Origin of the sequence: Streptomyces sp. NPDC052225 (assembly GCF_040679615.1) — a bacterium.
GTDB lineage: Bacteria > Actinomycetota > Actinomycetes > Streptomycetales > Streptomycetaceae > Streptomyces.
Genome location: NZ_JBFAVD010000010.1, coordinates 109,508 through 131,640, shown reverse-complemented (window position 1 = coordinate 131,640; position 22,133 = coordinate 109,508). Strand labels below are relative to the sequence as shown.

Here is a 22,133-nt window from a genome sequence, read left to right as displayed (position 1 = left end):
CGTGACCGTCACTGGAGGCGCCCATGTCACACCGTTCGCCGAGTTCCCTGCCCGGCCGCCGTGGAGTGCTGCGCGGTTCGCTCGCCGCGACGGCGGCGCTCGCGCTGCCCGCGATCGGAGGTGCGGCCGCCCCGGCGTTCGCCCTGTCGGGGCGCCCGAAGGCGGGCTGGGGTGTGCAGGCCGGTGACGTCACCGCGCACTCGGGCCTGGTGTGGGTGCGCTCGGACCGGCCCGCGCGGATGATCGTCGAGACGTCCGCGACCGAGTCGTTCCGCAACGCCACCAGATGGCGCGGTCCCCTCGTGGGCGCCGACACGGACTTCACGGGGACGACCCGGCTGCGGGGCCTGCCGCCGGGCGAGCAGATCCACTACCGCGTCCTGCTCGCCGACCCCGACGACCCGCGCCGCACGAGCGAGCCGGTCGCCGGCACGTTCCGCACCGCGCCCGTGGGGCGCCGACACGATGTGCGGTTCCTGTGGTCGGGCGACATCGCGGGCCAGGGCTGGGGCATCAACCCGGACCGGGGCGGCTACCGCGTGTACGAGGACATGCGCGCCCTCGACCCGGACTTCTTCCTGTGCAGCGGCGACAACATCTACGCCGACGGCCCCATCCTGCCCAGCGTGACGCTGCCCGACGGGCGGGTCTGGCGCAATGTGACCACCGAGGAGAAGTCCAAGGTCGCCGAGACGCTCGCGGAGTTCCGCGGCGCGTTCCGCTACAACCTGCTCGACGCGAACCTGCTCCGCTTCAACGCGCAGGTCCCCACGATCACGCAGTGGGACGACCACGAGGTCCACAACAACTGGTACCCGGGTCAGATCCTCAGCGACAGCCGCTACACCGAGAAGAACGTGGACGTGCTGTCCGCGCGTTCGCTGCGCGCGTTCAGCGAGTACTTCCCCGTGTCGACGCTGCCGCCGGGCGACGCGGACGGCCGGGTGTACCGGGTGCTGCGGCACGGCCCGCTGCTCGACGTGTTCGTCCTCGACATGCGCACGTACCGCAACGCCAACTCGCCGAACAGGCAGCCCGACGACACGAACGGGATCCTCGGCGCCGAACAACTGGCATGGCTCAAGCGGGAGTTGTCCCGGTCGCGGGCGACCTGGAAGGTGATCGCCTCCGACATGCCGCTGGGCCTCGTCGTGACGGACGGGGCGACGAACTTCGAGGCGGTCGCGCAGAACGACCCGGGCGCTCCGCTCGGCCGGGAGTTGCAGATCGCGGAGCTGCTGCGGCACATCAAGCACGAGCGGATCACCGGCACGCTGTGGCTGACGGCGGACGTGCACTACACGTCGGCGCAGCATTACGAGCCGTCGAAGGCCGCGTTCCAGGACTTCGAGCCGTTCTGGGAGTTCGTGTCGGGGCCGCTGGCCGCGGGCGGGTTCCCGGCGGCGAAGCTGGACGGGACGTTCGGGCCGCAGCAGGTATTCCTCAAGGCGCCGCCCCGGGCGAACACGTCGCCGGCGGAGACGCCGCCGTACTTCGGCGAGGTCGAGATCGACGGCGGCAGCGGGGAGTTGACCGTGCGGCTGCGGCAGGAGGGCGGCGACGTGCTGTTCTCGAAGACGCTCCAGCCGGGCCGCGTCGGCCAGTGACGGACGCCGAGGTCGGCGGGCGCGGACGGTTCACGGGCACGGAGAGTGATCGTCCGCGTCCGTCGCCCGTGGCCCGTGGCCCTCCAGCTCCCCTGGTGGCGCAGGCGCGTCGGCTGCACGCGCCGGTGGGCTGAGGCGCCCCGGCAACCGGCGACGGGGCCGGTCGCCCCGATGAGCCCACCCGACTCTCCCGCCTGTCCCCGGCCACCCCGCCTGGCACCCTCACCTGCCACCCCCAGAAGTGCATATCGGGCAAAACAGCTATAAGCACTCTTTACCCATCGGTCACAAACCGTTCGTGATCACGCAACACCGTTCCTTCACAGTGGATGCATGAGTCCAGACATGTCTGATGTGACGCGAGTGAAGCACGGCCGCCCGACCCACCACTGGCGCAGGGATCTGGTCGAACTGGCCGCCCTGTTCACGGCGGTGGCGGTCGCGGACGCCGTGGCCAACATGATCGGGCACGGCCCGGACGGGCCCGTGCTGCTCACGGTGTCGGCCGTGGTCCTGGTGGCCACGGCCGGGTTCCACGTGTGGTGGTCACGACGCCACGATCACGCGCCGCCGGCGCCGGATACCGGCGCCCGGCCGGCCGCCTCCCCCGAGGCGTCGGCCGGGCAGCCGGGCACGGCGGCCGCACCGCTCGACCCGGAGCAGAGCGTGCTGTGGCGGATGCGGACGACGGTGCGGGACGAGCCGGGTTCGCTCGCGGCGCTGTGCACGGCGTTCGCCCACCGCCGGGTGGACATCCTCAGCCTCCAGACGCACCCGCTGGCGGACGGCACCGTGGACGAGTTCCTGCTGCGAGCGCCGCGGGAACTGGCCGCCGCCGAGCTGACCCGGGCGGTCGCCCAGGCCGGCGGCGCCGGTACCTGGATCGAGCGGGCCGACGCCCACGACCTGGTGGACGCGCCCACCCGGATCCTGGGCCTTGCGACGCGTACGGCGCTGGACGCGGCGGAACTGCCGCTCGCGCTGCGCCAGTTGCTCGGCCGGTGCACGATCAAGTCGCTGCCGGCCGCGGCCAAGGGGGCGGCGGGCCGCGACGGGATCCCTGTCGAGGGCGGCTTCGACGAGACCGCGATGCGGCTGCGCACGCCCGAGGGCGGGGTCATCACGGTGGAGCGGCCGTACCTGCCCTTCACGCCGACCGAGTTCGCGCGGGCCCGCGCCCTCGTCGAGCTCGACACGCGGCTGGGGCCGCGGGTGCCGCGCAGTCAGGACGTGCTCACGCTGCCGGAGGGCAACGAGATCACGGTGCGCCGCGCGGACGTCGCGGATGTGGCGGCGTCGAAGGAGATGCACGAGCGGTGCTCGCAGCGGACGTTGAGCATGCGGTACCACGGGCCGGTCGCTGACGCGGACCGGTATCTGAACCACCTGCTGAGCCCCCGTTTCGGCCGCACGCTGGCCGCGCAGACCGCGTCCGGCAAGGTCGTGGCCCTCGGCCATCTGCTCTGGGACGGCGACGAGACCGAGATCGCGCTGCTCGTGGAGGACGACTGGCAGCGCCGCGGCGTCGGCTCCGAACTGCTCGGCCGCCTCGTCGCGATGGCGGTCGAGGCGGGATGCGAGAGCGTGTACGCGGTGACGCAGGCGTCCAACACGGGCATGGTCGCGGCGATGCGCGCCCTCGGTCTCCCGCTCGACTACCAGATCGAGGAAGGCACGCTGGTGATCACCGCCCGTCTCGATGCGACCCCGGTGGCGTCCCGGCTCCCGTACGAGCAGGCCGAGCACCACTGACCACGGAGGGCCGGCCCCGCGCCGTGTCCACCGAAGCGTCCAGCGCCCGGTCGAGGTCGGCCCACAGGTCCTCGACGTCCTCAAGGCCGACCGACAGGCGCAGCAGCCGGTCGCTGACGCCCGCGGCCCTGCGGTCGTCGGCGGCGACGATGCGGTGGCTGATCGAGGCCGGGTGCTGGATGAGCGAGTCGACGCTGCCGAGGCTGACCGCCGGGGTGACGAGTTCCACCGAGGCGGTCACCGCATGCGGGTCACCTCCGACCTCGAAGGCGACCATGGCACCGCCGATGCGCGGGTAGTGGACGCGGGTGACGCGCGGGTCGGCGGCGAGGCGCCGCGCCAGTTCCGCCGCGCTCGCGGAGGCGGCCCGCACCCGTACCGGCAGGGTGGACAGGCCGCGCAGCAGCAGGTAGCCGGCGAGCGGATGCAGCACGCCGCCCGTCGCGAACCGCACCTTGCGCAGCTCACGGGCGAAACTCTCGTCGCAGGCCACGACGCCGCCGAGGACGTCGCCGTGACCGCCGAGGTACTTGGTCGCGCTGTGCAGCACGAGCCGGGCGCCGCTCTCGACGGGCCGTTGCAGCACGGGCGTCGCGAAGGTGTTGTCGACGAGCAGCGGCACGGAGCCGCAGGCGTGGGCGACGGCCCGCAGGTCGACCTCGGCGAGGGTCGGGTTGGCGGGCGACTCCACCATCACCAGGCCGGTGTCGGCCCGGATCGCGTCGGCGATGCCGGCCGGGTCGACCCAGGTGACCTCCGAGCCGAGTGCGCCGGCGGTGAGCAGATGGTCGCTGCACCCGTACAGCGGGCGGACGGCGACGACATGGCGCAGGCCCGCGGAGAGACGGACGAGAAGGACCGCCGTCAGGGCCGCCATGCCGCTGGCGAACGCGACCGCCGCGTCCGTGCCTTCGAGGCGGGCGAGCGCCGTCTCGAAGCGGGCGACGGTCGGGTTGCCGAGCCGGCCGTAGACGGGCGGTCCGTCGTCGAGGACGCCGTCGGCGGCGAACGCGTCGATGCGGGCCGCCTCGCCGCGGCTGTCCGCGGACGGGTACGTCGTGGACAGGTCGATCGGCGGGGCGTGCAGGCCGAGGGCGGCGAGGTCGTCGCGGCCCGCGTGCACGGCTTCGGTGGCGAGGGCCCGGGGCCGGTGCGGGGTGGGCGCCGTCCGGGAGTACGTCACATCCTCGTTGATGTCCATGGCGCCAGGATGAACAAGGACCGGGCCGATCGGTTCAACTCCCGTGCTACGTTCGCCGGATGGGTGACTCCCTCGTACTCGATCCGGTTGATCTTGAGATCCTGCGGCTCCTCCAGAACGATGCCCGCACCACGTACCGGGATCTCGCCGCGCAGGTCGGCGTCGCCCCGTCGACGTGTCTGGACCGGGTGACCCGGCTGCGCAGGGCCGGGGTGATCCTCGGGCATGTGCTGCGACTCGATCCCGCGCGCCTGGGCCGCGGGCTCCAGGCGCTGCTCTCGGTGCAGGTGCGGCCGCACCGCCGCGAGCTCGTGGGCCCGTTCGTGGAGCGGATCCGGGCGCTGCCCGAAGCCCGTACCGTCTTCCACCTGACCGGCCCCGACGACTACTTGGTGCAGGTCGCCGTGCGCGACATGGCGGATCTGCAACGGCTCGTGCTCGACGAGTTCACCGCGCGCCGCGAGGTGGCCCGGGTCGAGACCCGGCTGATCTTCCAGCAGTGGGAGTGCGGCCCGCTGCTGCCGCCCGGAACACCCGGTACGCCGGACGCGAATCATGGTGACGCGGCCCCCTGACTCGTACGAGGATGTCCGCATGTCAGACACCGCGAGCACCTCTCAGCCCCAGGCCCCGCTGCCGCGACAGATCGCCGACCGGTACGTCGACGAGCTCGTCGCCCTCGACCCCGTGAACGGCACGTACCTCGGCGTCCGCGCCTCGTCGAGCAGGCTCCCCGACCTGTCCCCCGCCGGTCTCGCGGCCCTCGCCGACCTCGCGCGTGACACGCTCGCGCGGCTCGACGACGCGGAGCGCGCGCCGGGCGCCGACAGCGACGTCGAGCGGCGCTGCGCCCGGCTGCTCCGTGAGCGCCTCACCGCCGAACTCGCCGTGCACGACGCCGAGGAGCACCTGCGCGTCGTCAGCAATCTCGGCTCGCCGGTCCACAACGTCCGCGAGGTCTTCACGGTCACGCCGACCGAGACCGACGAGGACTGGGCGGCCATCGCCGAGCGGCTGCGGGCGGTGCCGGCCGCGTTCGCCGGGTACCGCGAGACGCTGACGCTCGGTCTGGAGCGCAAGCTGTACGGCGGGCCGCGGCCGACCGCGACGTTCATCGGGCAGCTCACCGAGTGGGCGGGCGAGGGCGGACAGGCGGGCTGGTTCGAGGAGTTCGCGGCCGGCGGGCCCGAGGCGCTGCGCGGCGAGCTGACCGAGGCGGCCCGCGCCGCGGACGCCGCGACCGTCGCGCTGCGCGACTGGATGCGCGATGTGTACGCGCCCGCGATCGAGGGCTCGCCCGACGTGGTCGGCCGGGAGCGGTACGCGCGCTGGTCGCGCTACTACAACGGCACGGATCTCGATCTGGACGAGGCGTACGCGTACGGCTGGAGCGAGTTCCACCGGCTGCTCGGCGAGATGAAGGCCGAGGCGGAGAAGATCCTGCCCGGTGCCGGGACGCCGTGGGTGGCGCTCGCCCATCTCGACGAGCACGGGCGGCACATCGAGGGCGTCGACGAAGTGCGGCAGTGGCTGCAGAACGTCATGGACGAGGCGATCGACGCGCTCGACGGCACCCACTTCGAACTCGCCGAGCGGGTGCGGAAGGTGGAGTCCTGCATCGCGCCGCCCGGCAGCGCGGCGGCCCCTTACTACACGCCGCCGTCGGAGGACTTCTCGCGTCCTGGCCGTACGTGGCTGCCGACGATGGGGCAGACCCGCTTCCCCGTCTACGACCTGGTCTCGACCTGGTACCACGAGGGCGTCCCCGGACACCATCTCCAGCTCGCGCAGTGGGCGCACGTCGCCGGTGACCTCTCCCGCTACCAGGCGACGCTCGGCATCGTCTCGGCGAACGCGGAGGGCTGGGCGCTGTACGCGGAGCGCCTCATGGACGAACTCGGCTTCCTCACCGACGCGGAGACCCGGCTCGGCTACCTCGACGCGCAGATGATGCGGGCGGCACGTGTCATCGTCGACATCGGCATGCACCTGGAACTGGAGATCCCGGCGGACTCCCCGTTCCACCCCGGCGAGCGGTGGACGCCCGACCTGGCGCAGGAGTTCTTCGGGGCGCACAGCAGCCGCCCCGCGGACTTCGTCGAGAGCGAGCTCACCCGCTACCTCTCGATCCCCGGCCAGGCGATCGGCTACAAGCTGGGCGAGCGCGCGTGGCTGCTCGGCCGCGCCAACGCGCAGGCGGCGCACGGGGATTCCTTCGACGCGAAGGCCTGGCACATGGCGGCCCTGTCCCAGGGGTCGCTGGGTCTCGACGACCTGGTGGACGAGCTGTCGAAGCTCTGAGTGCGCGGCGGGGGCTGCCGGGCTCGTGGTTCGGACGCGCCCGGCAGCCCCCGTACGCAGGCACGGCATGACCGGCGCTTACTGTCTCCGCCTGGTTGATCAGATATGGGGCGGGCGTACGCGAGCGGGTCGCTGCCGCGGGGGCGGGGCCCGGCGGCGGTGAAGTGTTCGGTGCGTTGAGGCACGCGTGGGTCCTGGAGGATCCGCTCACCGATGCGGAGCCAGCCGAGCTCGAGGCACAGGTGGGGGTGCGGCTGCCGGAGGAGTATCGGGGGTTCCTGCGGTGCGTCGGTGCGGGTGGGGCCGGACCCGCGTACGGCGTGTTCCCGGTGCGGCGCGTACAGGGACGCTGGCGCTGGGAGGGTGACGGCGCGGACATGACCGACCCGTCGCGGCTCGCGGAGCCGTTTCCCGAGCGGGGGCCGGATCCGGAGCTCCTCGACGAGCTGCTCGCCCGGCGGCCCGAGGAGGAGGACTTCGACGCGATCGAGGACTTCGACGACGCCATCGAGGCGTGGGACGAGGAGTGGGAGGCCGTGATGTTCGCTCCGGAGCGAACCGTCGGCGCGGTCTCGATCTGTCATCTCGGCCGCTCCCAGCGGGAGTTGCTGATCGTCAGCGGCAGCCGGCGCGGCACGGTCCGGTCCGACCGCCGGGTGGACGACGTCGATCTCGCCCCGCTGCCCGACGACGACGGTACGCCGATGACCTTCGCCCGCTGGTATCTGCGCCGGCTGGAGAGGGCCGAGCGGACGACCCTCTCCGCGCCGTAGGCGGTCAGCAGCCGCAGTCGTCCGAGTCGACCGGCGCCGTCAGCGGGTCGGCGGCCTTCTGCGCCGGGCCCTCCCACGTCTCGTACGCGAAGCCCTCGCGCGCCCAGTACTCGAACCCGCCGAGCATCTCCTTGACCTGGAAGCCGAGTTCGGCGAGGGCGAGGGCGGCGCGGGTCGCTCCGTTGCAGCCGGGGCCCCAGCAGTACGTGACGACGGGGACGGACTTGTCGAGGAGCTGCTCGGCCTGCTCGGGGATGAGCGCGGTCGGCAGGTGGATCGCGCCGGGGATGTGGCCCTGGTCCCACGAGGCGGTGGAGCGCGAGTCGATGACGACGAAGCCGGGGTCGCCGTCCGCGGCGAGGGCGGCGGCCACGTCGGACACGTCGGCGTGGAAGGCGAGGCTCGCGCCGAAGTAGGCAGCCGCGGCGGCGGGCGAGGCGGGGGCGACCCGCAGGACCGGGTTGACGGCGGTCGGCGTGCTGGTGGTCGTCGGCGTGGTGGTCGTCATGGCGCTGCCCCCTGGGAGTTCCTGTGTGCTGGCGTGGGCGGCCGGGCCGTCTCAGGTGCGGTGTCCGGCGTGTTCTTCCTGACCAGAAATCTACGGCCCGTGATCGTTCCGCTGAAGGTCCGATCCCCGGGATACCTCTTGATCGGCCAGGGATTCCCCTGCTATTCCTGCACCATGACCGCCGAATCCACAGCCGCGCCCGCCTACGTCCCCGACGCCACCGACTGGCGCATTCTGGAGGTCCTCCAGCGGGAGGGCCGCGCGAGCTACGCCGAGCTGGCGCGGGCCGTGTCCATGTCCCCGAGCGCCGTGACCGAGCGGGTGCGCCGCCTGGAGGACGCCGGGGTGATCGAGGGGTACGCGGCGGTGGTCGTGCCGGAGCGGCTCGGGCTGCCGATCCTGGCGTTCGTGCGGCTGCGCTATCCGAACGGGAACTACAAGCCGTTCCACGACCTCGTCGCCGTGACGCCGGAGATCCTGGAGGCCCATCACGTCACGGGCGACGACTGTTTCGTGATCAAGGTGGCGACGCGGTCGATGGGGCATCTGGAGGAGGTGTCGGGGAAGATCGGCGCGCTGGGCTCCGTGACGACGAGCGTCGTGTACTCGTCGCCGCTGCCCCGGCGGGCGATCGGGCACTGAGGGCCTCGGAAAGCCCCGTCCCCCGCCCTGGGCCCGCTATCCGTCCCCCACCCCCCGCTGCCGCACCGTCGACCCCTCCCGTCCCTTCACGACCTCCAGCTGCGCATGGACCCGTCGCCGCAGGTCACCGACGTGGCTGACGATGCCGACGCTGCGGTCGCGTTCGCGCAGGGAGTCGAGGACGTCGAGGACCTCGTCGAGGGTCTGGTCGTCGAGGCTGCCGAAGCCCTCGTCGATGAAGAGGGTGTCGAGGCGGACACCGCCCGCCTCGTCCGTGACGACGTCCGCGAGGCCGAGCGCGAGGGCGAGGGACGCGAAGAACGTCTCGCCGCCGGAGAGCGTCGCGGTGTCGCGCTCGCGGCCCGTCCACGCGTCGACGACGTGCAGGCCGAGGCCCGAACGCCCGCGCCCCGCGAGGGAGTCGGAGTGCACGAGGGTGTAGCGCCCGGAGGACATGCGGCGCAGGCGCGCCGTCGCCGCGGCCGCGACCTGTTCGAGGCGGGCCGCGAGGACGTACGACTCCAGGCGCATCTTGCGTTCGTTGTCGGCGGAGGTGCCGGCCGCCAGGGAGGCGAGCCGCGCGATGCGGTTGTAGGTGGCGCGCAGCGGTCCGAGTCGGCGGGCCTCGGTGGCGACGCGCCGGGAGAGCCGGTCGAGGTCGTCGCAGCGGCGGGCGGCGGCGTCCCGCGCGGAGCCCGCCGCGCGCACCCGGGCGTCGGCGGCCTCGGCGGCGGCGCGCGCGCCGGCCACGTCGGCCCGCGGCAGCAGGGCGGCCGCCGCCGTCTCCTCCTCCGCGAGCACGGCGCGGATCGCGGCCTCCTCCGACTGCCGGGCGTCCAGGCGGTGTTGGAGCGAGCGGTGCTCGCTGTCGTCGAGGAGGGCTGCGGCCGCGGCCTGCGGCGTGTCGAACCCGGCGCGGAACGCGGCGTCGGCGAGTCGCGCGTCGGCGTCCTTGAGGCGCTGCGCGGTGTCCTCGACCGCGCGGGCCGCTTCGGCGGCGGCGGTGAGCAGGGCGGCCCGCCGCTCCAGCTGCGCGGCGCGCGCCTCGACGGACTCGGCGGCGCCGCGCGCCTGCGCCAACTCCCCTTCGAGCGTGGCCTGTTCCCGCTCAAGGGCCTCGCGGGCCGCGGCGCGGGCAGCGGTGCGGGAGGTGGCCTCCTGGCGGGCGGCGAGGCGGCGCTCGTGCTCGCTCTGGGCGCCGGCGAGCGCCTCGCGGGCCGCGTGCAGCCCGGACGCGAGCGCCCGGGCTTCGGCGTGTCGGGCCTCCATGTCCCGTACGAGCTCGGCGAGTTGCTCCGCCGGTTCGTCGCCCGCGGCGCCCTTGGCCGCGGCCAGTTCCTCCCGTACGGCGCCGAGCCGGCGCTCGGTGTCGGTGCGGCGGGCGTCCGCGGCGCGGTAGGCGGCCAGCGCGCTCTCCTCGGCGGCACGGTCCACGTGGCCCGCGGACTTGCGCATGGGCGCCGGGTGTTCGGTGGCGCCGCAGACGGTGCAGGGCTCGCCGGCCACGAGGCCTTCGGCGAGTTCGGCCGCGACGTCGCGCAGTCGCTGTTCCTTGAGGCCGAGCCAGTGCTCGTGGGCGGCGGTGGCGTCCTCGCGGGCGCGCAGCGCGGTGGCCCGAGCGGTGTCGGCCTCGGCGGTGAGCCGGTCGCGCTCGACGGCGGCGCGCGCCTGCTGCCGCGCCGGTTCGAGCTGGCCGGAGAGGTGTTCGGCGCGTGTGGCCGCTTCCTGGGCGTCGTCGACGCGGGTCTGAAGATCGCCGCGGCGCGTGTCCCACGTATCGAGCCACTGCGCGGCCTCGGCGAGGAGGTCGGTGTCGGCGCGCTCCTCGCGGTCGAGTCCGGCCCGCTCGCGCGCGAGGTCGCCGAGGCGCCGCTCGGCCCGGCGCGCCGCGTCGAGCCCGCCCAACTCCTGCGCGACACGCCGCGCGGCCTCGGCGAGCGCCTCCGGCGGTGCCGTCGCGTCGACGGCGTCGGACCCGCGAGACGACGCATCGTCGGCGTCCGGGCCTACGGAAACCGTGCCCGCTCCGCGCAACTCGCCCCGTGCGAACACGTCCTCCCGCTGCGCCGCCAGGTGCTCCGCCTCCGCCGCGTCCCGCAGGCTCAGCGCGGGGGCCACCGTCTCCGCCTTGCGGCCCCGCTCCATCCGCTCGCGCAGCGCCCGGTGCTCGTCGGCGCGCGCCTCCAGGTCCGCGGCCCGGCTCTGCGCCTGCGCGAACCGCTCCTGGAGCCGCTGCGTCTCCGTCGCGTCGGTGAGCTCGCGCTGCGCCGTCACCCGGGCCGACTCGGCGGCGCCGAGGGCGAGATGGGCGTGCGTGTAGTGCTCGCGGGCGCTGGAGCGGGCGGTGGCCGCCCAGGTCAGGACGGCGTCGGCGAGGCCGGGGTCGCCGGGTGCCGCGTCGATCGGCGGCAGCTCCACGATGCCGCCGGCGGCCTGCTGCATGCGATGCGCGTCCGCGAGCAACTCCGCGTCCCCCGCGGTCACTTGCTTCTCCGCGCCGCGCCGGTCCTCCGCGAGCCGCTGCTCCACGGCGGCGAAGCGGCGGGTGTCGAAGAGCCGGCCGAGGAGCCGCCCGCGGGCCTCGGCGTCGGCGCGCAGGAACCGCGCGAAGTCACCTTGCGGCAGCAGGACGACCTGGCAGAACTGGTCCTTGCTCATGCCGAGCAGCTGGGTGATCTCCTCGCCGATCTCCTGGTGGGAGCGGCTGAGGTCCTTCCACTCCCCCGCGACGGCGTCGTACTCGCGCAGCCAGCTCTGCGCCTTCTCCGTCGTGAAGCCTGTGCCCCGCTTCTTGGGGCGCGCGAACGGCGGCTGCCGGGTGAGTTCCAGGCGGCGGCCCGCGACGGTCAGGTCGAGGGTGACCTCGGTGCGCACGCCCGCCTCGGCGTGGTCGCTGCGCAGGTGCTGTCCCTGCCCGCTGCCGTGCTGACGGGCGCCGGGCACGGTCCCGTACAGGGCGTAGCAGACCGCGTCGAGGACGGAGGTCTTGCCGGCGCCGGTCGGCCCGTGCAGCAGGAAGAGTCCCGCGGACGACAGCGCGTCGAAGTCGATCTTCTGCGATCCGCCGAAGGGCCCGAACGCCGTGATCGCCAGGGTGTGCAGCCTCACCGGGCGACCTCGCGCGTGCCGTTCTCGGCGGCGAAGGAGTCGGTGCGCACGGCGTCGAACGCGGCGCGCAGCACCGCCCGCTCGGCGTCGTCGGGCCCGGCGCCCCTGACATGGGTCACGAAGTCCTCCGCGATCTCGTGGTCGTCGCGCCCCTTGAGGCGCTCCGCGTAACTGGCGTCCGGCTCGGCCTCGGTGCGTCTCGGATCGAAGAGCAGGCTGAGCGTGTGCGGGAAGCGCTCGGCGATGCGGGCCATCGGGTCGTCGGGCCGGACCGCGTCGGTGAGCGTGGCCTCGACCCAGGACTCCTCGTGGACGGCGAGGGCGGGGTCGGCGAGCAGGTCGTCGAGGTCGCCGCGGATCCGGGCGAGCGGCCGCGGGACGGGGCAGTCGATCCGCTCGGCGCTCACGGCCCCGTCGGCGCCGAGGTCGACGAGCCACATGCTCTTGCGGTGGTCGGCCTCGGAGAAGGAGTAGGGCAGCGGCGATCCGGAGTAGCGCACGCGCTCGGAGATGACCTGGCTGCCGTGCAGATGCCCGAGCGCCACGTAGTCGACGCCGTCGAAGACGCCGGACGGGACGGCGGCGACCCCGCCGACCGTGATGTCCCGCTCGCTGTCGCTGGGCGCGCCGCCGGTCACGAAGGCGTGCGCGAGGACGACGGAACGGGTGCGGGACGGACGCTCGGCGAGGTCGGCGCGGACGCGCTCCATGGCGGCGGCGAGCACCTGCTCGTGCCCGGCCTTGGCGACCCCGAACGTGTCCTTGACGAGGGCGGGCTCCAGATACGGCAGCCCGTAGAAGGCGACCTCGCCGTGGTCGTCGGCGAGCACGACGGGTTCGCCGCAGCGGTCGGGTTCCGTACGGAGATGGATGCCGGCGCGGTCGATGAGTCCGGCGCCGACGCCGAGGCGGCGGGCCGAGTCGTGGTTCCCGGAGATCATCACCGTGGGCACGCCGAGGTCGGCGAGGCGATGCAGCGCGTCGTCGTACAGCTCGACGGCGGCGAGCGGCGGGACCGCCCTGTCGTACACGTCACCCGACACGACCACCGCGTCCACGCCGCGCTCGCGCACGGTGGTAACGAGGTGGCCGATGAACGCGGCCTGGGCGTCGAGCATGGCCACACGGTGGAACGCCCGCCCCAGGTGCCAGTCGGATGTATGCAGCAGCCTCATAACGCACGAGGCTAACGGGTGGGTCCGACATCACGGCCGGAACGGCCGGAACGCCTGAAACCGCCGCCCCCTGCGCACCCCCCGGTCCCGGGTCTCAGCGCGCGTCCGGATGCCGCCACAGCCCGCGCCCGGCCAGCACCGGCAGGACGCCTTCACCGAACCAGTAGGCCTCCTCGACGTGCGGGTACCCGGAGAGCACGAACTCGTCGATGCCGAGGGCGTGGTACTCGGCGATCAGGTCGGCGACCTCGGTGTGCGAGCCGACCAGCGCGGTGCCGGCGCCGCCGCGGAGGAGACCGATGCCGGCCCACAGGTTCGGGTGGATCTCCAGGCGGTCGGCGCTGCCACCGTGCAGGGCGAGCATCCGCCGCTGTCCCTCGGATCCGGAGCGGGCGAGACCGGCCTGGACGTCGGCGACGGTCTTCGGGTCGACCCCGGACAGCAGCCGGTCCGCCTGGGCCCACGCCTCCTCGGCGCTGTCGCGGGCGATGACGTGCAGCCGTATGCCGAACCGCACCTCGCGCCCCTCCACGGCGGCCAGCGCACGGATCCAGTCGATCTTCTCGGCGACCTGGGCGGGCGGCTCGCCCCAGGTCAGGTAGACGTCGCTGTGCCGGGCGGCGACCGGGCCCGCGGCCTTCGACGAGCCGCCGAAGTAGACGGGCGGCACCGGGTCGGGCAGCCGGTTCAGGCGGGCGCCCTCGACGCGCTCGTGCACCCCGGCGAAGTCGACGGTCTCACCGCGCCACAGCGCGCGCGTGATGTGCAGGAACTCGTCGGTTCGGGCGTAGCGCTCCTCCTTGTCGAGGAAGTCGCCGTAGGCGCGCTGTTCCTGGTCCTCGCCGCCGGTGACGATGTTGAGCAACAGGCGTCCGCCGGAGTGGCGTTGGTAGGTGGCGGCCATCTGCGCGGCGAGGGCGGGCGCGACGAGGCCGGGCCGGAACGCGACCAGGAACTTCAGGCGCGCGGTCTGCTCGACGAGCATCGCGGTGGTCAGCCAGGCGTCCTCGCACCAGGCGCCGGTCGGGGTGAGCGCCCCTTCGAAGCCCAACTGCTCGGCGGTACGGGCGACTTGGCCGAGGTAGGCGAGGGTGGCGGGCCGGTCGCCGCCGGCCGCGCCGGTCGGGACGCCGTGGCCGCCGCCGACGATGTGACGGCTGTCGCCGTTGGTGGGCAGGAACCAGTGGAAGGTCAGGGTCATACGAACGCGTCCTTACGGGAGCCGGGGAGGTACTACGCGGCGGCGAGACGCGCCCCGGCCGCGGGCAGTCCGCCTTCGAAGCGGTCGAGGACCGGGTCGAGCGCCTCCCGCGTCTCGGGCGCGAGCGTGACGGCCCCGTCGGCGGCGACGGTGATGTGCCGGTCGAGGACGAACCAGCCCTGCGCGACGTCCGCGCCCAGCGACGTGAGGACGGGGCGCAGCGCGTAGTCGACGGCGAGGACGTGCGCGGGCGAGCCGCCGGTGGCCAGTGGCAGCACGGGCTTCCCGCGCAGCGCGTACTGCGGCAGCAGGTCGAGGAAGGTCTTCAGGACGCCGGAGTACGCGGCCTTGTAGACGGGGCTCGCGACGATCAGGGCGTCGGCGCGGGCCACGAGACCGACGGCGCGGGCGACCTGGGGGTCGGCGGCGTCGGCTGAGAGCAGCGCATCGGCGGGAAGATCGCGCACGTCGAGGTGGCGGACCTCGTGGCCGCGCGCGGCGTAGCGGCGGCCTATGTCCTGGACGAGGCGGGCGGTGCGGGAGGAACCGGGGGCGGAGGCGCTGCCGGTGAGGGCGAGGAGGACGGCCACGGGAGGTCCTTTACGGGTACGTGTCCAAGGACGTGCGGGCGTGCGGGCACGGAGGCACACGGAGACAGATGGAGACAGCCTGAGACAGACGGAGAAGCCTCGACCGCCTTACGGGCGGGAGGAGTGACGGCGTACGAAGGGTCTCAGCGACAGCCCGCGCTGCACACGCGCGCGAGGTCGACGTGACGTCGCCGCGTGAGGTCGTTTCGCCCTGCATCCATGTCGCGATTACAGCAGCAGGACCGGCGCCGCGTCGAGAGATCCGGGCGGCTGTTCACACGCCGGTCATACGCGGCCCGCAGCGGACCACGGCAGGCCGCGGCGGGGCGCTCACCCGTACGCTTCGCCGCCCAGCTCCAACCCCGCCGACCCCGCGCTCGCATCCGCCAGCCACGCCGTGAACCGCTCCACGTCCGACTCCGGCAGGCCGATCTCGATGGCCACGTCCTCGCCGTAGCGGACCTCGCGGACCTCGCGCCCGGTGGACCGCAGGTCGTTCTCCATCTTCCCGGCCCGCGCGTGGTCGACGGTGACCGTGGCGAGCCGGAAGCGCCGCCGGGTCACGGTGCCGAGTGCGTCGAGGGCCTCCCCGACCGCTCCTCCGTAGGCACGGATGAGGCCGCCCGCGCCGAGCTTCACCCCGCCGTAGTAGCGCGTGACGACGGCGACGACGTACCGCATCTCGCGCCGGGTGAGCATCTGGAGCATGGGGACGCCCGCGGTGCCTCCCGGCTCCCCGTCGTCGCTCGCCTTCTGCACGGAGGCGTCGGCGCCGATGACGTACGCGTAGCAGTTGTGGGTGGCCGTCGGGTGCTCCTTGCGGACGCGCGCGACGAAGGCCTGGGCCTCCTCCTCGGTGGCGGCGGGCGCGAGGGCGCACAGGAACCGGGAGCGGTTGATCTCTGTCTCGTGCACGCCCTCGTGGGCCACCGTGCGGTACTCGTCCTGCATCGGACCAGCGTATGCGCAGGTGGCACCGGGCTCGCCCCCGCCCGGTGCACAGGTGACGATGTGCTGGATACTCGCTCGTCGTCACGTACGTCGTCGTCAGAGCCGTCCGAACAGGAAGCGTCCGCCCATGACCGGCATCCAGGCCGAGAGCCCTGCCGCCACGCCTGCCCCCACGCACCGCTGGCGGTCCTGGCTGCTCGACGGCCTGAGCGAGCGGACGGCCCGTCACCAGGGGCCGCACGGGCACGCCCCCGAGGAGCACAAGGGCCACAAGTGGTGGCGCGTGATGTGTCTGACGGGTGTGGACTACTTCTCCACGCTCGGCTACCAGCCGGGCATCGCGGCGCTCGCCGCCGGTCTGCTGTCGCCGCTCGCCACCCTCGTCCTGATCGCGCTCACCCTCCTGGGCGCGCTGCCCGTGTACCGCAGGGTCGCGAAGGAGTCGCCGCACGGCGAGGGGTCGATCGCGATGCTGGAGCGGCTGCTTCCGTGGTGGGCGGGGAAGCTGTTCGTCCTGGTGCTGCTCGGCTTCGCGGCCACCGACTTCATGATCACGATGACGCTGTCGGCGGCGGACGCCGCGGCGCACGTCGTCGAGAACCCGTTCGCCCCCGAGTCGCTGCACGGCGCGAACACGTGGATCACGCTGGCCCTGCTCGCGGCGCTCGGCGCGGTCTTCCTCAAGGGCTTCCAGGAGGCGATCCGGGTCGCCGTGGTGCTGGTCGGCGCGTATCTCACGCTGAACGTGGTCGTGCTGGTCACGGCCGCCACCCATGTGCTCACCGCGCCGGTGAAGATCACCGACTGGTGGGACGCGATGACGGCGGAGCACTCCTCGCCGTTCGTGATGGTCGGCGTCGCGCTGCTCGTCTTCCCGAAGCTGGCGCTCGGCATGTCCGGCTTCGAGACCGGTGTCGCCGTGATGCCGCAGGTGCGGGGCGACTCCACGGACACGTACGCGAAGCCGGCGGGCCGGATCCGTGACACCCGCAAGCTGCTCACCACGGCCGCGCTGATCATGAGCGGTTTCCTGCTCCTGTCCAGCCTGGCGACGACGATCCTGATCCCGCAGGACGAGTTCAAGGCGGGCGGCTCGGCGAACGGGCGTGCGCTCGCGTATCTCGCGCACAAGTACCTCGGCGAAGCCTTCGGCACGGTGTACGACATCTCGACGATCGCCATCCTGTGGTTCGCCGGCGCCTCCGCCATGGCGGGGCTGCTCAACCTGGTGCCGCGCTATCTGCCGCGCTACGGCATGGCCCCCGAGTGGACCCGGGCCGTGCGCCCCCTCGTGCTGACCTTCATGGCGGCCGCCGTCGCGATCACTCTCTGGTTCAACGCGAACGTCGACGAGCAGTCCGGCGCCTACGCCACCGGTGTCCTGGTCCTGATGCTCTCCGCCTCCTTCGCCTCGACGGTCGCGGTCCACCGGCGCGGACGCCGCCGGGCGACGATCGGCTTCGGCGCGATCACGGCCGTCTTCGCGTACACGCTCGTCACGAACGTGGTGGAGCGCCCCGACGGCATCAAGATCGCCCTCATCTTCATCGTGGCGATCCTGGTCTCCTCCTTCGCGTCGCGCGTGCACCGCGCCTTCGAACTGCGCGCGGGCGCGGTGACGTACGACGAGACGGCCGAACGCCTCATCGACGAGGCGGCCGCGCAGGGCCCGCTGCGGATCATCGCGAACGAGCCGCAGGAACACAGCACGGCCGAGTACCGCGCCAAGGAGTACTGCCAGCGCGAGGACACGCACATCCCCGAGGGCGGCCCGGTGCTCTTCCTCGAGGTGTTCATCCAGGACTCCTCCGACTTCACCGAGGACCTTGTCGTGCACGGCGACGAGAAGCACGGGGTGCGCCGCCTGCGGGTGCACGGGCCCGGCGTCCCGAACACCGTCGCCGCGGTCCTGATGAACCTGCGCGAGCGCACGGGCGAGGTGCCGCACGCCTACTTCAACTGGACCGAGGGCCATCCGGTCAGCCATCTGCTGCGCTTCCTCGTCTTCGGCGACGGCGAGGTCGCGCCGGTGACGCGGGAGGTGCTGCGGCGCGCGGAGTCCGACCCGGAGCTGCGGCCGCGCGTGCACGTCGGCTGACCGACCCGGCCTGTCAGCTGCCGGTGCGGCTCGCCAGATACTCGGTGAGGCCTTCTCCGGTCAGCGGGTAGTAGTCGGACAGGCGCGCGCCCTCGTCGAGGCGGCGGCGCGCGAACGCCTCCCTGTCCTGGTGCAGCAGGGAGTCCTCGGCGAGCGGGACCGCCTTGTCCTGCGGGACGACGACGGCGCCGTCCTCGTCGGCGACGATCAGATCGCCGGGCGTGACGAGTGAACCGCCCACGCCCACCGGCACGTTGAACGCCGAGGGGAACAGCTCGGTCTGCGACGCGTAGTGCGGGGTGACGCCGGTGCACCAGACGGGCACGCCGAGCGCCCGGATCCGCGCCGCGTCCCGCACCCGCCCGTCGACGACGATGCCGGCGCCGCCGCGCAGCTTGAAGTAGCGCACGAGCATGTCGCCGAGGCAGCCTGTGAAGTGGCTGCCGTGGGCCGACACCACGAGCACGTCCCCGGGTCTGATCGACTCCAGGACGCCCCACAGCGGGGTCTTGCGCTCGATGTCCTCCTGTTCCGCGCCGTTGAACACGTCCTCGCGCTGCGGCAGGAACTGAAGCGTCACGGCACCACCGGTGATCTTCACGTCCGGTTCGCGGTGCAGCGGCACCGGTCCGTCGATGAACGTCCGGGTGATGCCCATCTGGTGCAGCTTCGCGCAGGCCGTCGCCGCGCTCACCTCGCGCAACGCCTCCACCATGCGCGGGGTGGGCCGGCTGTACGTGGCGGTGTGGACCGGCGCCCGCATCGACTCGTAGTCACGGGGCACCCCCGTGAGCGCCGTTTGCTGATCCCCAGTCGGGTGCATGCACTTGCCTCTCCGCGTGCACGTCGCACGCAACGCCAGTGACATCATCGCCTATCGATGGTAGATAACAGCCAATCGATTAGTGATGTCAATGCGTCCGTCCATTGATGTCCACGCGTCCGTCAGGAGATCCCCCGTGACCGGTGCTCATCCCGAATCCGCTCAACTCGCCCCGTCCACAGGGTGGTTCGACGAGGCGCGGTTCGGCCTCTTCGTGCACTTCGGCCTGTACAGCCCGGCCGCGCGGCACGAGTGGGTGCGCAGCCGGGAGGCCATGTCGCAGCAGGAGTACGACCGTTACCTGCACCGGTTCGATCCCGATCTGTTCGATGCCCGCCAACTGGCGCGCACCGCCCGGGAGTCGGGGATGCGGTACGCGGTCCTGACCGCCAAGCACCACGACGGCTTCTGCCTGTTCGACTCGGCCCTGACCGACTACACGTCGGCCAGCGCGACCGGGCGTGACCTGGTGCGGGAGTTCGTCGACGCGATGCGCGCCGAGGGACTGCGGGTGGGCCTGTACTACTCGCTCCTGGACTGGCACCACCCGGACTTCACGGTCGACGAGCACCATCCGCTGCGCGGCACGCCGGCGGAGCGGGAACACCGCGACATGGCCCGCTATCGCGCGTACATGACGGGGCAGATACGCGAACTCCTCACCGGCTACGGCGACATCGACCTGCTCTTCTTCGACTTCAGCTACCCGGAGAAGGGGCCGAAGGAGTGGGGCGCCGACGAACTGATGCGTCTCGTACGGGAGTTGCAGCCGGGCATCCTCGTCAACGACCGGATGGGCGTGCCCGGCGACTACGTGACCCCCGAGCAGTACCAGCCCGACCGGCCTCTTGAGCGCGACGGCGAGCCGGTGCGCTGGGAGGCGTGCCACACCCTCAACGGATCGTGGGGGTACGACCGCGACAACCACGACTACAAGGACCCGGGCCTGCTCGTGCGCATGCTGGTGCAGTCCGTGGCCTGCGGCGGCAACCTCATCCTGAACGTCGGGCCCACCGGCCGCGGCAACCTCGACCCGAGGGCCCGCGCGACGCTGGCCGCCATCGGCGAGTGGACCGCCCTGCACGCGCGGGCCGTGCGCGGCGCCGGGCCGAGCACGTACGAGGCGCCCGCGAACGCCCTGTACACGCGGCGCGGACGCCACCTCTACCTGCATCTGCTCGCCTGGCCGCTCAAGCACCTCCATCTGCCGGGGCTCGCGGGGCGTGTGCGCTACGCCCAACTCCTGCACGACGGCTCGGAGATCCGCTTCCAGGAGACGGACGGCGCCCGGCACGAGCACAACAACCTGGCGCCGCCCGGCCAGCCCGCGGGCACCCTCACCCTGAACCTGCCGATCGCCCGGCCCGACGTGCTCCTGCCGGTGATCGAGCTGGAACTGGACGAGGAGGCGTGAGGGCGTGCCGGGACCACTGAGCGAGCTCCTCGGGCACCCGCTCCCCGCGCCGACGGGACGGGTGAAGGTCCCCGACGTCACCCGCCGCGCCGTGTGGGACGCGGTGCCCGCGGATCTCCGAGCGTCCGTACTGGCCGATGCCGCACAGGAGTTGGCCCGCCCCGCGCCCACCCTGTCCGCCGGGGCGTGGGCCCGCGCCTTCCGGGACGGCGACCGGAGCGCGTACGAGGACGCCGCCTGGGATCTCCAGGAACGGGTCGCAGGGCTCGCCCTCGCCGCCGTCCTGACCGGCGAGGTCGCCGACGCCACCGAGCCGCCCGGCGCGTGCCCGCATCTGGACGCGGTGGTCGACGGGCTCATGGCGTTCGCCGAGGCGAGCACCTGGTGCTGGGCGCCGCACGACCGGTTCACGGCGGAGCGCGGCGAGGTCGTGCCGGACCCCGACTCCCCCTACCTGGACCTGGGCGCCGCCGAGGTCGCCGCCCTGTTCGCATGGGCGGACCACGCGCTCGGCCCCCATCTCGACCGGCGCGCACCGGGGTTGCGCCGTCGCCTGCGCCGTGAGGTGGAGCGGCGGGTGCTGCTGCCGTTCGAGCGGCGCCGGGACTGGCGCTGGATCGGCGCCGACGGGAGCGCCAACAACTGGAACCCGTGGATCCACGGCGCAGTGCTCGCCTGCGCGCTCCTGCTGTGCGACGACGCCGTCCGGCGCGCGCGGCTCGTCGCCCACGTCGTGGCGGGCCTCGACCACTACGCTGCGGCGCTGCCCGACGACGGCGGCATCGACGAGGGCATCGCGTACTGGTGGGTGGGCGCGTGCCGGCTCCTGGAGATCCTCGATCTGCTCACCGAGACCGGAGGCCAGGACCTGGACGCCCGTCGACTCCCGCTGCTCGCCGCGCTGTTGAGGTATCCGCAGCGTATGCACCTCGGCGGCGCCTGGTACGTGAACGTGGGCGACGCGCCCGCCCGGCTCGACCCTCAGCAGCCCTGGCAGGTCCCCTACCGCTGGGGCGCGCGGCTCGGACAGCCGGAGACCGTGGCGCACGCCGTGGCCGGGGCACGGGGCCGGGCCGTGGCGCCGCGCGCCGGGCTCGGCAGGGCGCTCACCGCGCTGGCCGACGCCGACTGGTGCCGGGCGGTCACCGCGCCGCGACCACCCGCGACATCGCCCTGGCTGGCGCGCGAGACCTGGCTGCCCCGGCTCCAGATCCTGGTGGCCCGCGAGACGGCGGGGTGCACCGAAGGGCTGACGGTCGCGGGGAAGGCGGGCCACAACGGCGAGCACCACAACCACCTCGACGTCGGCTCGTACTGGGTCGCGGTGCACGGCCGGCCCCTGGTGGTGGACGTCGGCAGACCCACGTACACGACGGCGACGTTCGGGCCCGACCGGTACGCGGCCTGGCCGTTCCGCAGCGACTGGCACAACGTCCCCGAGCCCGGCGCCGCGCAACGGCCGGGCCCGGAGCACCGCGCCCGTGACGTATGTATCGAACTCGACGACGAGGCAGCCGAGTTGAGCGCCGAGATCGGTGCCGCGTACCCCTCGGGCGTCGTCGAACGCTGGGACCGTACGGTGCGGCTGACCCGGGCGACCGGCACCGGCCCCGCGCACGTGAGCGTCGAGGACCGGTGGCGCGGCGGCCCGGACAGCGTGGTGGTGCACCATGTCCTGGCCGGTCACGTCGAGCACGGCGACGGCTGGGCCACGGTCCGCGCACCGGACGGCACAGGCCTTCGCATGGAGTGGGCCGCGCCTCTCGCGACCCCCACGGTCGTCACCCGGAACCTCGACGACCCGCTCCTGACCAGGAGTTGGGGAGACCAGCTGACCCGGCTCAGCCTCACGGCGCGGTGCCCGGATCCCGAAGGGCGCCTGTCCGTACGTTGGTTGGTCGCTGCACGACTCTTGAACAAGCGAACGGCCGCCCATAGCATCGGCATCAGTAATCGATAGACGATAGTCGTCGACGGACGGGCGCTCGC

The 22,133-nt window shown here is 73.2% G+C and carries 17 protein-coding genes; 9 read left to right on the top strand and 8 right to left on the bottom strand.

The window, feature by feature from the left end; all coding sequences use genetic code 11:
• The first annotated feature begins 23 nt into the window (after positions 1 to 23).
• Together AB0L37_RS17350 and AB0L37_RS17345 are read left to right on the top strand one after the other, a co-directional pair.
• Positions 24 to 1,607, top strand: coding sequence for an alkaline phosphatase D family protein (locus AB0L37_RS17350; RefSeq protein ID WP_365505364.1), 1,584 nt, complete (start codon positions 24 to 26; stop codon positions 1,605 to 1,607).
• A 345-nt stretch (positions 1,608 to 1,952) separates the two neighbouring features.
• Positions 1,953 to 3,359 carry a GNAT family N-acetyltransferase gene (locus tag AB0L37_RS17345; RefSeq protein WP_365505361.1) on the top strand — a complete coding sequence of 469 codons (1,407 nt, stop codon included), beginning with the start codon at positions 1,953 to 1,955 and terminating at the stop codon, positions 3,357 to 3,359.
• Here AB0L37_RS17345 and AB0L37_RS17340 read toward each other — a convergent pair.
• The gene (locus AB0L37_RS17340; RefSeq protein WP_365505358.1) at positions 3,292 to 4,560 is read right to left on the bottom strand and encodes a PLP-dependent transferase; all 1,269 of its coding nucleotides are present in this window, start codon (positions 4,558 to 4,560) and stop codon (positions 3,292 to 3,294) included. The genes AB0L37_RS17345 and AB0L37_RS17340 overlap by 68 nt on opposite strands.
• Positions 4,561 to 4,619: 59 nt before the next feature.
• Between AB0L37_RS17340 and AB0L37_RS17335 the strand changes: the two genes are divergently transcribed.
• From AB0L37_RS17335 to AB0L37_RS17325, 3 genes are all read left to right on the top strand, one after another.
• Positions 4,620 to 5,135 (top strand): Lrp/AsnC family transcriptional regulator, encoded by a 516-nt coding sequence (locus tag AB0L37_RS17335; protein ID WP_365505355.1) that lies wholly within the window; start codon positions 4,620 to 4,622, stop codon positions 5,133 to 5,135.
• A 19-nt stretch (positions 5,136 to 5,154) separates the two neighbouring features.
• Entirely contained in the window at positions 5,155 to 6,861 is a 1,707-nt protein-coding gene (locus tag AB0L37_RS17330; protein ID WP_365505353.1) for a DUF885 domain-containing protein, read from the top strand.
• Between the two features lie 95 nt (positions 6,862 to 6,956).
• Positions 6,957 to 7,634 (top strand): SMI1/KNR4 family protein, encoded by a 678-nt coding sequence (locus AB0L37_RS17325; RefSeq protein WP_365505350.1) that lies wholly within the window; start codon positions 6,957 to 6,959, stop codon positions 7,632 to 7,634.
• Positions 7,635 to 7,638: 4 nt separating this feature from the next.
• Here AB0L37_RS17325 and AB0L37_RS17320 read toward each other — a convergent pair whose 3' ends face one another.
• Complete coding sequence (locus tag AB0L37_RS17320; RefSeq protein WP_365505347.1) at positions 7,639 to 8,142, bottom strand: rhodanese-like domain-containing protein; 504 nt, start codon at positions 8,140 to 8,142, stop codon at positions 7,639 to 7,641.
• A 174-nt stretch (positions 8,143 to 8,316) separates the two neighbouring features.
• On the opposite strand from AB0L37_RS17320, the gene AB0L37_RS17315 reads away from it, so the two are divergent.
• Complete coding sequence (locus tag AB0L37_RS17315) at positions 8,317 to 8,784, top strand: Lrp/AsnC family transcriptional regulator (protein WP_365505344.1); 468 nt, start codon at positions 8,317 to 8,319, stop codon at positions 8,782 to 8,784.
• A 36-nt stretch (positions 8,785 to 8,820) separates the two neighbouring features.
• Here the strand turns inward: AB0L37_RS17315 and AB0L37_RS17310 are convergent, their stop codons facing one another.
• From AB0L37_RS17310 to AB0L37_RS17290, 5 genes are all read right to left on the bottom strand, one after another.
• Positions 8,821 to 11,892 (bottom strand): SMC family ATPase, encoded by a 3,072-nt coding sequence (locus AB0L37_RS17310; RefSeq protein ID WP_365505342.1) that lies wholly within the window; start codon positions 11,890 to 11,892, stop codon positions 8,821 to 8,823.
• The gene (locus AB0L37_RS17305) at positions 11,889 to 13,067 is read right to left on the bottom strand and encodes an exonuclease SbcCD subunit D (protein WP_365505339.1); all 1,179 of its coding nucleotides are present in this window, start codon (positions 13,065 to 13,067) and stop codon (positions 11,889 to 11,891) included. Before AB0L37_RS17305 ends, AB0L37_RS17310 begins: the two co-directional genes overlap by 4 nt.
• 94 nt (positions 13,068 to 13,161) lie before the next feature.
• Positions 13,162 to 14,268, bottom strand: a complete 1,107-nt coding sequence (locus tag AB0L37_RS17300) for an LLM class flavin-dependent oxidoreductase (protein WP_365505336.1) — start codon at positions 14,266 to 14,268, stop codon at positions 13,162 to 13,164.
• A 32-nt stretch (positions 14,269 to 14,300) separates the two neighbouring features.
• Positions 14,301 to 14,858, bottom strand: coding sequence for an NADPH-dependent FMN reductase (gene ssuE / locus AB0L37_RS17295; protein ID WP_365505333.1), 558 nt, complete (start codon positions 14,856 to 14,858; stop codon positions 14,301 to 14,303).
• Between the two features lie 330 nt (positions 14,859 to 15,188).
• Positions 15,189 to 15,809: a YigZ family protein gene (locus AB0L37_RS17290; RefSeq protein ID WP_365505330.1), complete on the bottom strand. Its 621-nt coding sequence runs from the start codon at positions 15,807 to 15,809 to the stop codon at positions 15,189 to 15,191.
• A gap of 127 nt (positions 15,810 to 15,936) precedes the next feature.
• Between AB0L37_RS17290 and AB0L37_RS17285 the strand changes: the two genes are divergently transcribed.
• The gene (locus AB0L37_RS17285; RefSeq protein WP_365505327.1) at positions 15,937 to 17,907 is read left to right on the top strand and encodes an amino acid transporter; all 1,971 of its coding nucleotides are present in this window, start codon (positions 15,937 to 15,939) and stop codon (positions 17,905 to 17,907) included.
• Positions 17,908 to 17,920: 13 nt separating this feature from the next.
• On the opposite strand, the gene AB0L37_RS17280 is transcribed toward AB0L37_RS17285, so the two are convergent.
• Positions 17,921 to 18,730: a ribonuclease activity regulator RraA gene (locus AB0L37_RS17280; protein WP_365505324.1), complete on the bottom strand. Its 810-nt coding sequence runs from the start codon at positions 18,728 to 18,730 to the stop codon at positions 17,921 to 17,923.
• A gap of 136 nt (positions 18,731 to 18,866) precedes the next feature.
• On the opposite strand from AB0L37_RS17280, the gene AB0L37_RS17275 reads away from it, so the two are divergent.
• Positions 18,867 to 20,144, top strand: a complete 1,278-nt coding sequence (locus AB0L37_RS17275; protein ID WP_365505322.1) for an alpha-L-fucosidase — start codon at positions 18,867 to 18,869, stop codon at positions 20,142 to 20,144.
• A gap of 4 nt (positions 20,145 to 20,148) precedes the next feature.
• Positions 20,149 to 22,104, top strand: coding sequence for a heparinase II/III family protein (locus tag AB0L37_RS17270; RefSeq protein WP_365505319.1), 1,956 nt, complete (start codon positions 20,149 to 20,151; stop codon positions 22,102 to 22,104).
• The last annotated feature ends 29 nt before the right edge of the window (positions 22,105 to 22,133 follow it).